This is a genomic window from Agromyces humatus, assembly GCF_021228295.1.
GTDB lineage: Bacteria > Actinomycetota > Actinomycetes > Actinomycetales > Microbacteriaceae > Agromyces > Agromyces humatus.
Map to the genome: position 1 here is coordinate 105,911 of NZ_JAJQPD010000013.1, position 13,502 is coordinate 119,412.

Consider the following 13,502-nt stretch of genomic DNA (forward strand, 5'->3'; position numbering starts at 1 on the left):
CTTCCGTAAGGGGAAAACGCTCTCCCATGAGTTCCTCAGCAACCTACGGTGCTGGACGAGATTGGTCAACAATCTTGACCTGACTTCGTCCTTGACCTGGCTTCGTCCGGTGATCGGCGACGCCGTTGGAATGACGACAGGCCTTCGATACTGGACATCACGGCGCGCAAGACGCTGCGCTGATCGCGGTCACGCCTTCCGCATGTAGGCGCGCACCGTGAGCGGCGCGAACACCGTGACCACCGCGGCTGCGCCCAGCAGCGCGAACCAGACCCCGACGCCCGCGGTGCCCGTCATCGTGAGGTCGCGCGCCGCGGTCACGAGATGGGAGACCGGATTCAGCCGCACGAACCACTCGAGCCAGCCCGGCAGCGTGTCGACCGGCACGAACGCATTCGAGAGGAACGTCAGCGGGAACAGGATCATCAGCGAGATGCCCTGCACGGCTGCGGCCGAGCGTGCGATCACGCCGAAGAACGCGAAGATCCAGCTCAGCGACCACGCGCAGACGATCACGAGCACGCTCGCAAGCAGCACTCCCGTCACGCCGCCGGCGGGGCGATAGCCCATCACGACCGCGGTGACGAAGGTCACGAGCGAGGCGATCGCGTAGCGCACGGTATCGGCCAGGAGCGCACCCGCGAGCGGGGCGACCCGGGCGATCGGCAGGGACCGGAACCGGTCGAACACACCCTTCGTCATGTCCTCGCGAAGCTGCACGCCGGTGACGACCGAGGTCATCACGACGGTCTGCACGAGGATGCCCGGCACGATGAACGGCAGGTAGTCCTCGGGCGTTCCGGCGATGGCGCCCCCGAAGATGTACGTGAACATGACCGTGAGCAGGATCGGCTGGAACGTCACGTCGAACAGCTGCTCGGGTGTGCGCTTGATCTTCAACAGTCCACGCCACGCCATCGCGAACGAGTTCGACAGGGTCTGCGCGAGGCTCACGGAGTTCTTCAGAGACCGCTCGGCGCCCGGCGTGATGGTCGCGGGCATGATGACCTCGGCGGTCATGCGCGGCTTCCTTCGAGATCGACGGATGCTGCGGCATCCGCTTCATCGGCCAGCTCTCTGTCGTCGGTCCGGCCCGGTTCGACGCCGTGACCCGTGAGCGTCAGGAAGACCTCGTCGAGGGTCGGCTTCGAGACGCTCAGCTCGGTGAGGCGGATGCGCGACTCACGCAGGGCGGCGAGGAGTTCGCCGACCCGATCGGCGTCCTGCATCGGCGCGGTGAGCCGCTTCGACTCATGCGTGACGGTCGGCCGCACGCCCAGGACCCGCTCGAGCACCGAGGCGGCATCGTCGAGGTCGCCGACCTCGTCGACGTGGAGCTGCAGGCTCGATGCGCCGACGGAGGCCTTCAGCTCATCGGTCGTGCCCTCGGCGACGACCCGTCCATGATCGATGACGGCGATGCGGTCGGCGAGTTGGTCGGCCTCGTCGAGGTACTGGGTCGTGAGGAGCACCGTCGATCCGGTCGCGACGAGACGACGGATCGTGGCCCACATCTGCGCGCGTGTTCGAGGGTCGAGCCCGGTGGTCGGCTCGTCGAGAAAGATCAGCGGCGGCTGCGCGATGAGGCTTGCGGCGAGGTCGAGTCGGCGCCTCATGCCGCCCGAGTACTGGGTGACGGGCTTCCGCGCGGCATCCGTCAGGCCGAACTCCTCGAGGAGTTCCGCGGCCTTCCGCCGTGCGGCGGCCGGGCGGAGGCCCTGAAGGCGACAGAAGAGCACGAGATTCTCGGCACCCGAGAGCGCCTCGTCGAGCGAGGCGTACTGGCCGGTGAGCCCGATGAGCTGGCGGACCACCTGCGGTTCGCGGCGCACGTCGTGCCCGAAGACACGTGCGGTGCCCTCGTCGGGGGGTGCGAGGGTCGCGAGCATCGAGATCATGGTCGTCTTGCCTGCGCCGTTCGGGCCGAGCACGCCGTAGACGCTGCCCGTGGCGACGCGCAGGTCGATGCCGTCGACGGCGCGGACGTCGCCGAAGGACTTGACGAGACCGTCGGCTTCGACGGCCTGGTCGTTGGATCGGATGCTCATGATGCCCTTCAGAATCGTTCGAGTCGAGCGATGAGTGCCGCACGGTCGACACCTGCGTATTCGATGGCGCGAGGCACGGTGCCGAGGTCGGCGCGCAGTACGCCGATGAGCGCGTCCGCGACGGCGAGGCGTTCGCGTTCGGCACTGCCACGGTTCCGGTGCGCCTTGAAGTCGCCACGGCGCAGGGCGTCGCGGATCGATGCGCCCCAAACCGGACGGGAGTTGCGGGTGGCGTGGAGCCGTTCGTCGGAGACCGGCTCGATGCCCGCGGCCCGCAGGGCGCGCGCTCGCTCATCCTGCAGGGCCGCCTCGATCGCGGGGTAGTCGAGTCCCGCGTCAGCGAGCGCCTGCGCTGCGGCATCCCCGCTCGCTGCGATCGACAGCAGCAGGTGCTCCGCCTCGACCTTGGCCGCACCCCGCCGGATTGCCTCCTCGATCGAAGCCGTGATCACGGTCTTCAGTGTCACGCCGAGGTCATCGTGCAGTTGTTCAGACATTGCGCCTCCTCAGTTCGATTCCCGCGGTTTCGAGCCGGCGGTGGTGCTTCTTGTGTACGGCCTGACGGGTGACGCCGAGCGCCTCGGCGACCTGGCTCCAGCTCCAACCGGCCCGCATGGCGCGCTCGACGGCGGCATCTTCGAGCCGGTCGGCGAGCTCGCGGAGCGCGACGACGGCGGCGAGGTCGTCGGCCTCGGCTCCGGTGGGATCCGGACTCTGCTGATTCGACGGGGGCGGGGTCATGTAAGCAACTTAGGTTGCTATCTCAGATTTGTCAACCGAAGTTGCTTACAAGTGGCGGCCGCCACCCCGTGCCGCGTCGAAGGAGCCACGAGTCGCCGAGTGGCCCCTTGCGCTCGGGGTCGCCGAGCGATGTCATCGAGAGATGCCCGACGATCTCTTCTTCTCCGACGACCCCGACCGCCTCGATCGTGGGCGCATCCACGCCTGGCTGGCAGAGGAGTCGTACTGGGCGGAAGGGCGGCCACGGGCGACGCAGGACGCGGCGATCGACGCCTCATGGAATTTCGGCGTGTACGACGCGGTCACTGGCGAACAACTCGCGTACGCACGAGTCGTGACGGATCGGGCGACCTTCGCCTGGCTCTGCGACGTGTTCGTCGCGGCCGGCGCGCGGGGGCGCGGTGTCGGGGTCGCCCTCGTCGACGGGGTGATGGCTGCACTCGAGCCGCTTGGACTGAAGCGCATCCTGCTCGCGACGGGCGACGCGCACGGACTCTACGAGCGATTCGGCTTCCGGCCGCTCGAGCGCCCGCACGACTGGATGGCGCGTCCGGGCATCCTCACGCCCCGCTGATCGACACAGCGTCCGCGCCGCAGGCGCGCGCGAACGAGGCTGCTGACGCACGATCCTGCGACTGCACGGCGGATGCGTGCGCGACCTGCGGCGTAGCCTTGAAGGGTGACAGCGTTCGTCTCTGCCCTCGATCTCTTCTCGATCGGGATCGGCCCGTCGAGTTCGCACACCGTCGGCCCGATGCGGGCGGCGCGTGCGTTCGTCGAGGGTCTCGACGTCGACGGTCGGCTCGACCGGGTCACGCGTATCACCTGCTCGCTCTACGGCTCGCTCGGCGCCACCGGCCTCGGTCACGGCACCCCCGATGCGGTGGTCGCCGGCCTCGCCGGCCTCGAACCGCACGACTGCGACCCCGCCGACGTGCGCGGAGCCTGGTTGCGCCTCGGTGAGGCGGGCGCCGAACTTCGCGTGATGGGGCGCCACCCTGTGCGGATGTCGCAGGCCGACGTCTCGCTCGAGCCGCGCACCCGCCTGCCCGGCCACCCGAACGCCATGACGCTGCAGGCCTGGGGCGACGACGATGCGCTCCCCCTCGCCGAAGAGACCTACTACTCGGTCGGCGGCGGGTTCATCCGCCGCGATGGCGACGCGCCTGAGCAGTCCGAGGCGCTGCGGCATCCGCTGCCCTACTCGAACGCGGCCGAATTGCTCGACCTCTGCGACGAGCACGGCGTCTCCTTCTGCGATGTCGCTCGCTTCAACGAGGTCGCCGTGCACGGCGAACAGGGCATCGACGCAGGCCTCGACGCCATCTGGGCGGCGATGGCCGAGTGCGTCGCACACGGGCTCGCGACCGAGGGCACGCTGCCGGGCGGATTGCGCGTCAAGCGCCGCGCGCCCGAGGTGCGCCGACGCCTCGAGGAGTACGACCGCGATGAACACCTTCGCGACACCTCGACCGAATGGCTGCACGCCTTCGCCCTCGCCGTGAACGAGGAGAACGCGTCGGGCGGGCGCGTGGTCACGGCGCCGACGAACGGCGCGGCCGGCATCCTCCCCGCCGTCGGGCACTACTACCTGCGCTTCGTGCCCGGAGCCGATGCCGCCGGCATCCGGCGGTTCCTGCTCACCGCGTCGGCGATCGCCTCGCTCGTGAAGAAGAACGCGTCGATCTCAGGTGCCGAAGGCGGGTGCCAGGCCGAGGTCGGGTCGGCGTGCGCGATGGCCGCCGGCGCCCTGTGCGCGGTGCTCGGGGGTACCGCACGACAGATCGAGAACGCGGCCGAGATCGCGATGGAGCACCACCTCGGCCTGACGTGCGACCCCGTCGCCGGGCTGGTGCAGGTGCCCTGCATCGAACGCAACGCGATCGCCGCGTCGACGGCGGTCTCGGCCGCGCGGCTCGCCCTGCACGGCGACGGCACCCACCTGGTGTCGCTCGACACCGTCATCGAGACGATGCGCCAGACGGGCATCGACATGATGACGAAGTACAAGGAGACGAGCGAGGGCGGCCTCGCGGTGAACGTCATCGAGTGCTGACGCGCCCGGGGCCGGTCACGCGTCCCACGGGTCGCGTGTCCCCCGATCTGGCCCCTCGTGCAACCGTCGCGGTTCTGGCACGCTGTGCTGATGGACACCCTCGCCGCCCCGATCCCCGACCCGAACTCCCTCGACCTGCTGTGGGGTGCCGGCCTCATCGGCATCATCATCGGCCTCGTCATCTATCTGGCCGTGCTCGCCCTGATGCTCTGGATCGGCTACCTGATCATCAAGGCCGCCGTGCGCAACGGCTTGCGCGAGCACACGCTGTGGCTCGAGAGCCGGCGGGGTCCGCTTCGGTAGCCGCTGGGCTACGCCCGGCCGCTGGGCTACGCCCGGCGGCCGTCAGCAGGCGCAGCTGATCACGCCGACCGAACCGGTCGGCAGCGGTGCACCACCGACCCCGGCCGCGGCGACGTTCGTCAGCGCGTCGGCCGGGCGCTGCCGCATGCCATCGGGGGTGTCGTACGCGAACCCCTCGCGCACCCAGTACTCGAAGCCGCCGAGCATCTCCTTCACCGGGTAGCCGAGTCGCGCGAACTCGAGCGCGGCGCGCGTCGCGCCGTTGCAGCCGGGGCCCCAGCAGTACACGACCACCGGCGTCCCGGCCGGGATGTGCGCCGTCGCCTCGCCGGCGATGCGCCGACCCGGCAGGTGCATCGCGCCGGGCACGTGCCCCTGGGTCCACGACTCGTCGCTGCGGGTGTCGACCACGACGAAGCCAGGCGCGTCGGTCGCGAGTGCGGCCGCGACATCCGACACGTCGGACTCGAACGCGAGCCGGCCGCGGAAGTGCGCGACCGCCTCGTCGGCAGCCGCAACGTTCGCGAACAGTGCAGGAACCGTCTGGGTCGTCGTGGGGTCGCTCATGACGACAGCCTGCCACCACGATCACGCACGGCGAGGTGCAGATCGCGCCGCCGTCGCGCGAGATCCGGCCAGTCTCGGCCGATACGCTGCCCGCTGCGACGCCCCGCCGCCGAGCCCGTGAGTCAGGCAGACGCGAAGAACTCGCTCACGGCGGCGCCGAGCGCCACGAGGTCGTCGACGTGTGCGAGCTCGCGCGCCGAGTGCATCGACAGCAGGGGCACGCCGACGTCGACCGTGCGGATTCCGAGGCGCGTGGCAGCGAGCGGGCCGATCGTCGACCCGCATGGGATCGCGTTGTTCGACACGAACGCCTGCGTCGGCACCCCTGCGCGGCGGCATACGCCGGTCCAGAGCGCACTGCCGACGGCATCGCTCGCGTACCGTTGGCTCGCATTCAGCTTGAGCAGGGGGCCGCCGCCGAGCACCGGACGATTGCCGGGATCGTGTCGCTCCGAGTAGTTGGGGTGCACCGCGTGCCCCGCGTCGGAGGAGAGGATCCACGACTGGGCGAAGGCGCGTCGCCGGTCGATCTCGCCGGCGCCGAGCGCGGTCGACACCCGCACGAGCACGTCTTCGAGCACCGGGCCGCTCGCACCCGAGCGCGACTCGGACCCGAGCTCCTCATGGTCGAACGCGGCGAGCACGCTGAGGTGCGCGGCGTCGTCGGGTGCGGCGAGCAGGGCGGCCAGACCGGCGTACACCGAACTCAGGTTGTCCATGCGGCCGGCGGCGAAGAACGCGTCGGCGAGGCCGAAGCGGGCCGGAGCCTGGGTGTCGGCGAGCAGCAGGTCGTGGCCCGCGATCTCGTCCGGCGCGATGCCGACGCCGCTCAGCGCGACCGCGAGCAGGTCGGCGTTCTCGTCGAGATCGCCCGCCGCACCCCAGATCGGCTGCGTGTGCCGCTGCTTGTCGAGGGTGAGTCCCTTGCTGTTCACCTCGCGGTCGAGGTGGATCGCGAGCTGCGGGATGCGCAGCATCGGACCGGTGCGCACCAGGTGCGTCGCGCCGTCGGCGGTCGCCACACGACCGGCGAGCTCGAGCTCGCGATCGAGCCACGAGTTGATCAGCGGCCCGCCGTAGACCTCGACGCCGGCCTGGAGCACGCCCTCGGAGTTCGACGTGGGATTGGGCTTCAGCTTGAACGACGGAGAGTCGGTGTGCGCCCCGAGGATGCGGAACGGCGTCGTCGCATCGGCCGAAGGCGGCTGCGCCCACGCCATGACCGCACCATCGCGCACGATGACACGCCGGCCCGGGGTCGCGGGCCACTCGGCCGACTCGTCGAGCCGCTCGAATCCAGCCTCCTCGAGCCGCCGGGCAACCTCTGCGGCCGCATGGTACGAGGTCGGTGAGGCTTGGATGAAGTCGGCGAAGTCGGCGATGTACGCGTCGGTGTCGAGGGGAGGCATGCCTCCATCCAACACCGGCCTGCACTCTCGCGCGAAACCGCCGCGCGCCACGCTCAGGCGAACCGCACGACCGCCTGCAGCCGCGAGCGGACCTCCATGAGCTCGGTGCCGCCGAGGTGGGCCGACCCCGGAAGCCCTTCGCGTACCGCGCTCGCGAGCCGCGAACGCCGCACGAGTGCCACGGTCGCGCCGCGCACGCTGCCGCCGAGCTCGAGCGGCTCGTCGGCATGCTCGTCGGGCACGACCACGACGAGCGCGGTGGGCTTCACGCGCGCCGCCCGTCCGATCGCCTTGGCACGCGCGGCGAGCGCGCGGATCGGCCGTTCGCCGCCGAGCGCCTCGCCGACGAGTTCACCGCGCTTCAGCGCCACCGTCGCGCCCCAGTCCTCGGACTGGATCGCGAACAGCCCCGTCGGCCCGAGCACCAGATGGTCGAGCTTGGGCGGCAGGCCGCGGCCCGCCGCGTCGGTCGCGAGGTCGTGCCAGACCGTGTAGGCGATGCCGAGCGTCGCGAGCGAGCGCGCGGTCGCCTCTTCGGCGAGCGCATCGGCGAGCACGTGACGGATGTCGCGCGGCGCACTTCGCACGAGCGCGGGGTCGTAGGGGTCGTCGAGCGTGACGCCGCGACCGACCCACTCGCGAACGAGCGCCAGATAGGTCTCGCGTGACAGCCCGCCGGGGTGCCCGTACGACCGCGCCTGGGGCCGGGAATCGCGGCGTGGCTTCGGCGCGGTGGGCGCCCACGCCTCGTGGGGCGCGTCGGAGGGTGCCACCGTGCGGATCCCACGATCGAAGGCAGCTCGCGCCTCGGGCGTGCCGACGAGCTCCCATGCGGCCTGGACCGCGTGGAAACGGATCGCGTCGCCGCCGGTGTCGGGGTGGGCGCCGCGCAGGGCGCGCCGGTACGCCAGGCGCAGCGTCGCGGCATCCGCGTCGGCGGCGACGCCGAGCACCTCGTACGGTGAGTCGGAGAGCGGACTGTCGGGCATTGGCTCGCTTTCGATATGCGACCACGAGAATACCCTCGCGAGCAGGGGGATCGCCGAGTCGTGGCGCTCTCGCTCGCGACGTTTCCTCAGGGATAGACTCCGTGCAGGCCAACGGGGCCGCCGAAGGAGGCCGACATGGTGGTCGAGGTCAATTACTGGGCCGTGGTCGTCGCGACGCTGTCGACGATGGTCGTCGGGTCGATCTGGTACACGCCGAAGGTGTTCGGCAACTACTGGATGCGGGTCGCGAAGGTCGACGATTCGGGCGATCGCAATGCCGTCGCGCCGATCGTCATGACCCTCGTCGTGAGCTTCATCTCGGCGTGGGTGCTCGCGCTCGCGACGCAGGTCGCGTGGGAGGCGCTCGGCGGTAACTACCTCGTCATGACCATCACCACCGGTCTCATGCTGTGGGCCGGCTTCACGGCGGCGCGTTTCATCACGCACGACGCGTTCGAGGGGCGCCCGGCCGGTCTCACCATTCTCAACATCGCGCACGAGCTCGTCACCGTGCTCGTGATGGCGCTCATCATCGGAGTGTGGCCGCCCGAGGGCACGGTCTGACGTCCTGCGTGCACAACGTCGAGAGCGGATGACCCTTCCGGATCACTCGCTCGGCAGCAGCAGCATCCCGTCGTCGATGAGGGCGCGCGCTGCCGGCAGCAGTTCGGCCGCCAGCGCCGACTCGTCGACCTCGAGCAGCTGCGCGAGCGCCGCGATGATCGCTCCCACCGCGAGTTCGCCGTCGCACGCGCCGACGAGGGCCGCGAGCCCCGTGTCGAGGACGACGGAGCGCGCGAATCCGCCGCCCTGTCGAAGCAGCATCGCGGTCGGGTCGTCGTCACCCGGCCAGTAGTGCCGCTCCTCGGTGATGTCGCCGGCGACCGTCAGGCGGATCGCGGCGAGCTCGGCATCGGACAGCGACGACTGTCGGTCGTGCGCGACGAGGCACTCGACGAGATGCCCGCCGAGGCCGGCGCCGACGTCGCCGAGCGGCCCGTGCAGCCGTTCGACGCGAGCCTGCCCCGCGGACCCCGATGCCCGGGTCGCGACATCCGCCGCATCACGCCGCCGCAGCAGCACGTACCCGAACCCGACGCGATCGACGCCGCGCGCCTCGAAGTCGTCGAGCCACGCCGTGTAGAGACGACCGAAGGCCTCGGTTCCGGGCCGGGTCCCCCCGTCGCGGATCCAGGTCTCGGCGTACTCGGTGACGTGCTGCACCTCGCGCTCGACGATCCAGTGGTCGAGGCCGCCGGCCCACTCGGCCGCGCGAGCGAGCCCGTCGCGGTCGCCCGCGTACTCCCAGTTGGCCAGCAGCTGTGCGACGCCGCCCGGTTCGAGGTGGTCGCCCGCCGCCCGGATCACGGATTCGACGAGCTCGTCGCCGACCATGCCGCCGTCGCGGTAGTCGTACTCGGGCACGCCTGCGACGCGCGGCGTGATGACGAACGGCGGATTCGACACGATGCGATCGAACCGCTCACCCGCGACGGGCTCGTAGAGGCTTCCGAGACGCAACTCGACGCCCTCGATGCCGTTCAGCTCGAGGTTCATGCCGGCGAGCTTCAGTGCGCGCTCCGAGATGTCGGTCGCGACGACCCGATCGGCGAAGCGCGACGCGTGCATCGCCTGGATGCCGCAGCCCGTGCCGAGGTCGAGGACGCTCCGCGCGGGGGTCGGCAGCATCAGGCCCGCCAGCGTCATCGAGGCGCCGCCGACGCCGAGCACGTGCTGCTCGCCGAGCGGGCCCTCGATCGCGAGCTCGCCGAGGTCCGAGAGGATCCACCACTCGCCGCTTCCGCGCGCGTCGGTGAACGCGTACGGCCGCAGGTCGAGCGAGGCCACGACGGATGGCCCGCGCCGGGCGATCAGCCCGAGCTCGGCGCCGGCGTCGACCCCGAGCTCCGGCAGCGCGCGGGCGACGTCGTCGGCGGGCACCGGAAGCCCCAGCACGAAGAGCTCGGCGAGGGTGGCGAGATCGGCGGATGACCCATGCTCGGCCCGACGCGCCTCGAGCACGCGTCGGGCGGGCACGCGTTCGCCGCGATGCAGTGCCGCCGCGGCAGCGGTGCCCCACAGCGCCTGGAGCGCGCCCACCGTGAACCGGGCCCGCCGAAGGTCGGCGTGGAGGCGAGCCAGCAGATCGGTCGTGCGGTCGGTCGTGCGGTCGCGGGGTTCGCGGTTCGGCTCGGCGTTCACCCGACAATTCAAGCGCACGTCGACGATCGTCACGTGGGCGTCATCGGGCGTCCATCTCAGGTTGCGTCCCGTAACCCCGATGTCACACGTCGCGCGTAGCGTGGGCGTACGATCGGACAGCGAGGGGAGGCCGCTCATGGACGAAGCATCGACGCTCGAGCGTCTGCGCCAAGACGCGCGCGACGAGCTCAGTGCACTCATCGAGTTGCGCTGCCGCCTCGGTGAAGACCCGTGGACGTTCCTGCCCGATCTGCCGTCTGTCGACGAGCAGGTCGTCGCGACGCTGCGCGAAGAGCGCATGCACTCCGACGAATGGCGGCCGGCCCGCGCGCGGGCCTACCACCCCGCGGCACACGAGGGCGACGTCGCACGGTTCGAGTACGAACTGCTGCGGGGCATCGCACTCGACCACCCCGAGCTGAGCGCCGCCGTGTGGTCGGTGCTCGACCGGGTGCCCGCGGCCTGGTGATTCAGGCCGCCCCGGCCCCGGCCTCGGCACGGCGGGAGCGGCGCGCACGTGTCACGAGCAGGGCGACGAGCCGCCAGCCGAGCAGCATGGCGGCGAGCGTGAGCGCCGCGACGATCACGAACGCGAGCTGCACGCCCTGACCCGAGGCGACCCGCAGCAGCATCCCGCCGCTCACGCTCGCCGCCCAGATCACGGCGCCCGTCGGCCAGATGACGAACGGATGCCGCCACGCACGGGTCGCGAGCCACCCCGCCGCCGCCCCGACCAGGAACGGCCATGCGGTCTGCGCGATGCCGCCCAGCGAGAGCGCCTCTTCGTGGTTGCGGCGCCCGATGAGCACGAACACCAGGATGAGCGCGACGTCGAGCGCCGCCGCCGTCAGCACGGGCGCGGTGCGATTGGTCGTGCGTCGGGTCATGCAGCCATCGTACGGAACGCCACCCTGTGCACCGACCGGGCCGGGTCAGCCCTCCGACGCGTCCCCGCCCTCCACCGAGGCGAGCGCTTCGAGCCCACGGGCGTCGACGAACGGCAGGGCGCAGACGAACTCCGTGCAGCGGTAGGCGGCAGCCTGCCCCTGCACCAGCCCGCGCGCGTCGAACAGTTCGAAGCCGGCGGTCGCGAATGCCCGCGCCTGCGATTCGGTCACGATCGCGGTGACGGATGCCTCGTGCCCACGGGTCGCGCGCACCAGCCGCGCGGTCGCGCCCGCGCCGATGTCGGTCGTCCCCGCCCCATCGGGCACGACCGTGACCAGCTGCACCGCCGGAGCGACGTACCTCGCCATCAGCCGCAACGTGCTGCCGAACGCGATCGGCCGGGCGAGGGCGGCCCCCGCAACGCGCCGCATCGCCGCCTCGGCCGCGACACGATAGCGATCGCCGGCGCCGAGGAGCCAGAGCGTCCAGACGGCGTGTGCGCACGCTGAGACGCCCGACGGCATCGCTCCCTCGCCGGGATCGTCGTCGAGCGCGAGCCCGCGCGCGGCCAGCACCGGATCCGCCCCGCCCGGAGCTCGGAACGGCAGCGGTGCGACTCCGTCGTTCCCACTGTCGGCCTCGTCGGCAGCGGCCAGCGCGGCGTCGATGAGCGAGCGTGCCGCGACGGCGTATCCCACCTCGCCGGTCGCGAGGGCGAGCTCGAGCAGGCCGCTCGCGAGCATTCCGCTGTCCTCGAGCGTCGCTCTCGAACTCGAGACCTGTGCGTCGCGCGACGCCCGCACGAGACGATCCGGGCGCACGTGGTGCTCGAGCAGGAATCGCGCGGCGCGTTCGGCCGACGCGAGGGAGGTCGTATCGCCGAGCACTACGGCCGCGCGCGAGAGCGCGCCGATCGCCAAGCCGTTCCACCCGGTGAGGACCTTCTCGTCGAGGGCGGGCGGTTCGAGGGCCCGGCGGGTCTCGACGTCGGCGTGGTAGTAGCCGCCCTCGTGGCGCGCGCCGTCGATGATGCTCTCGGAGTCCTGGGCGCTCGCGAACCCGCCGCCCGGCAGTTGCATCGTATCGGCGAGGAATCTCATGACGCCGCGCGCGATCGCCTCGGGCGCTGCATCGGCGGGGAATGCTCGCGTCAGCTCGATGCTGGCCGACAGCAGCTGCGCGTTGTCGGTGAGCATGCGCTCGTAGTGCGGTTCACTCCAGTCGACTCGCGTCGCGTACCGGAAGAAGCCGCCGTCGACGGGGTCGCGGAGTGGGGAGGCGCCCATGAGCCGCATCGTTCGGAGCGCGAGGGCACGCCCGTCGCCGGGCGACGAGGCGAGGAACCGCAGTACCGGTCCGACGGGGAACTTCGGGGCCCCGCCGAAGCCGCCGTGAACGCGGTCTTCGTCGTCGGCCAGGCGCGCGACGGCCTCGTGCAGTGTGTCGGCAGACGGCAGATCGCCGGCCGTTCGGGCTGCGGATGTCTCGGCGAGTGCTTCGGCGACCGCGGTCGCGGTCTGATCGATCTCGATGCGCCGCTCACGCCAGGCCTCGTCGACGGCGGCGAGCACCTGCCGGAACGACGGGAGGCCTCGAGTGGGTTGCGGCGGAAAGTAGGTGCCGGCGTAGAACGCTCGCCCCTCGGGCGTGGCGAACACGGTCAGCGGCCATCCGAGTTCGCGGGTGAACGCCGAGGCGGCCGCCATGTAGGTGGCATCGACGTCGGGATGCTCCTCGCGATCGACCTTGATGGCGACGTACCGGTCGTTGAGGGCGAGCGCGAGCGCGGGATCGCTGAAGCTCTCGCGAGCCATGACGTGACACCAGTGGCACGTCGCGTAGCCGATCGAGATCAGCACCGGCACATCTCGGGCGCGTGCCTCGTCGAACGCCGCCTCGCCCCACGCGTGCCAATCGACGGGATTCTCCGCGTGTGCCCGCAGGTACGGGCTCATGGCATCGGCGAGTCGGTTCCCCATCACCTCAGCGTACTTCGGCCGGGAGGAATGGGCCCGGCTTAACCAAAGAGAGCCGCCCAACCTTGGGCGGCTCTCTTCGAATGAATGTCCGGCGGTGTCCTACTCTCCCACAGGGTCTCCCCTGCAGTACCATCGGCGCTGCGAGTCTTAGCTTCCGGGTTCGGAATGTGTCCGGGCGTTTCCCTCGCGCTATGGCCGCCGAAACTCTAGAACCAACAGCACCCCGGGGGGTGGTTGGTGGTCTCGGTGACTCCCACCATGCACTCCCGGGCGGTGGCCTGGGGGTGGGTGGGGGTGCGGTGTTGAATTGTATGTGTTGG

At 71.0% G+C, this 13,502-nt stretch carries 15 protein-coding genes and 1 rRNA gene; 5 read left to right on the forward strand and 11 right to left on the reverse strand.

Annotated features, from left to right (window positions below; translation table 11 throughout):
* Positions 1 to 189: 189 nt before the first annotated feature.
* Genes LSF15_RS17980 through LSF15_RS17995 form a run of 4 tightly spaced genes read right to left on the reverse strand, consistent with a single transcriptional unit; the run spans position 190 to position 2,789 of the window.
* Entirely contained in the window at positions 190 to 1,020 is an 831-nt protein-coding gene (locus LSF15_RS17980) for an ABC transporter permease (RefSeq protein ID WP_232499937.1), read from the reverse strand.
* Positions 1,017 to 2,048, reverse strand: coding sequence for an ATP-binding cassette domain-containing protein (locus LSF15_RS17985; RefSeq protein ID WP_232499938.1), 1,032 nt, complete (start codon positions 2,046 to 2,048; stop codon positions 1,017 to 1,019). Before LSF15_RS17985 ends, LSF15_RS17980 begins: the two co-directional genes overlap by 4 nt.
* Before the next feature lie 8 nt (positions 2,049 to 2,056).
* Positions 2,057 to 2,545 (reverse strand): Clp protease N-terminal domain-containing protein, encoded by a 489-nt coding sequence (locus LSF15_RS17990; RefSeq protein WP_232499939.1) that lies wholly within the window; start codon positions 2,543 to 2,545, stop codon positions 2,057 to 2,059.
* Complete coding sequence (locus LSF15_RS17995; RefSeq protein WP_232499940.1) at positions 2,538 to 2,789, reverse strand: helix-turn-helix domain-containing protein; 252 nt, start codon at positions 2,787 to 2,789, stop codon at positions 2,538 to 2,540. Before LSF15_RS17995 ends, LSF15_RS17990 begins: the two co-directional genes overlap by 8 nt.
* A 142-nt stretch (positions 2,790 to 2,931) precedes the next feature.
* On the opposite strand from LSF15_RS17995, the gene LSF15_RS18000 reads away from it, so the two are divergent.
* From LSF15_RS18000 to LSF15_RS18010, 3 genes are all read left to right on the forward strand, one after another.
* Positions 2,932 to 3,363 carry a GNAT family N-acetyltransferase gene (locus LSF15_RS18000; RefSeq protein WP_232499941.1) on the forward strand — a complete coding sequence of 144 codons (432 nt, stop codon included), beginning with the start codon at positions 2,932 to 2,934 and terminating at the stop codon, positions 3,361 to 3,363.
* A 105-nt stretch (positions 3,364 to 3,468) separates the two neighbouring features.
* Complete coding sequence (locus LSF15_RS18005; RefSeq protein WP_232499942.1) at positions 3,469 to 4,845, forward strand: L-serine ammonia-lyase; 1,377 nt, start codon at positions 3,469 to 3,471, stop codon at positions 4,843 to 4,845.
* Positions 4,846 to 4,935: 90 nt separating this feature from the next.
* Complete coding sequence (locus LSF15_RS18010; RefSeq protein ID WP_232499943.1) at positions 4,936 to 5,148, forward strand: hypothetical protein; 213 nt, start codon at positions 4,936 to 4,938, stop codon at positions 5,146 to 5,148.
* 42 nt (positions 5,149 to 5,190) lie between these two features.
* Here LSF15_RS18010 and LSF15_RS18015 read toward each other — a convergent pair whose 3' ends face one another.
* From LSF15_RS18015 to LSF15_RS18025, 3 genes are all read right to left on the reverse strand, one after another.
* The gene (locus tag LSF15_RS18015) at positions 5,191 to 5,715 is read right to left on the reverse strand and encodes a rhodanese-like domain-containing protein (RefSeq protein WP_232499944.1); all 525 of its coding nucleotides are present in this window, start codon (positions 5,713 to 5,715) and stop codon (positions 5,191 to 5,193) included.
* Between the two features lie 122 nt (positions 5,716 to 5,837).
* The gene (locus LSF15_RS18020) at positions 5,838 to 7,124 is read right to left on the reverse strand and encodes a M18 family aminopeptidase (protein ID WP_232499945.1); all 1,287 of its coding nucleotides are present in this window, start codon (positions 7,122 to 7,124) and stop codon (positions 5,838 to 5,840) included.
* Between the two features lie 53 nt (positions 7,125 to 7,177).
* Complete coding sequence (locus LSF15_RS18025) at positions 7,178 to 8,113, reverse strand: J domain-containing protein (RefSeq protein ID WP_232499946.1); 936 nt, start codon at positions 8,111 to 8,113, stop codon at positions 7,178 to 7,180.
* A gap of 135 nt (positions 8,114 to 8,248) precedes the next feature.
* On the opposite strand from LSF15_RS18025, the gene LSF15_RS18030 reads away from it, so the two are divergent.
* Positions 8,249 to 8,677: a DUF1761 domain-containing protein gene (locus tag LSF15_RS18030; protein WP_232499947.1), complete on the forward strand. Its 429-nt coding sequence runs from the start codon at positions 8,249 to 8,251 to the stop codon at positions 8,675 to 8,677.
* Between the two features lie 42 nt (positions 8,678 to 8,719).
* Here the strand turns inward: LSF15_RS18030 and LSF15_RS18035 are convergent, their stop codons facing one another.
* Complete coding sequence (locus LSF15_RS18035; protein ID WP_372460061.1) at positions 8,720 to 10,315, reverse strand: DUF7059 domain-containing protein; 1,596 nt, start codon at positions 10,313 to 10,315, stop codon at positions 8,720 to 8,722.
* Positions 10,316 to 10,451: 136 nt separating this feature from the next.
* Between LSF15_RS18035 and LSF15_RS18040 the strand changes: the two genes are divergently transcribed.
* Complete coding sequence (locus LSF15_RS18040; protein ID WP_232499948.1) at positions 10,452 to 10,784, forward strand: hypothetical protein; 333 nt, start codon at positions 10,452 to 10,454, stop codon at positions 10,782 to 10,784.
* A gap of 1 nt (position 10,785) precedes the next feature.
* Here LSF15_RS18040 and LSF15_RS18045 read toward each other — a convergent pair whose 3' ends face one another.
* From LSF15_RS18045 to rrf, 3 genes are all read right to left on the reverse strand, one after another.
* The gene (locus LSF15_RS18045) at positions 10,786 to 11,202 is read right to left on the reverse strand and encodes a DUF3054 domain-containing protein (protein ID WP_232499949.1); all 417 of its coding nucleotides are present in this window, start codon (positions 11,200 to 11,202) and stop codon (positions 10,786 to 10,788) included.
* 45 nt (positions 11,203 to 11,247) lie between these two features.
* A complete protein-coding gene (locus LSF15_RS18050) occupies positions 11,248 to 13,182 on the reverse strand; it encodes a thioredoxin domain-containing protein (RefSeq protein WP_232499950.1) in 1,935 nt (644 codons plus the stop codon).
* 86 nt (positions 13,183 to 13,268) lie between these two features.
* Positions 13,269 to 13,385, reverse strand: a 5S ribosomal RNA gene (gene rrf, locus LSF15_RS18055).
* Positions 13,386 to 13,502: the final 117 nt, after the last annotated feature.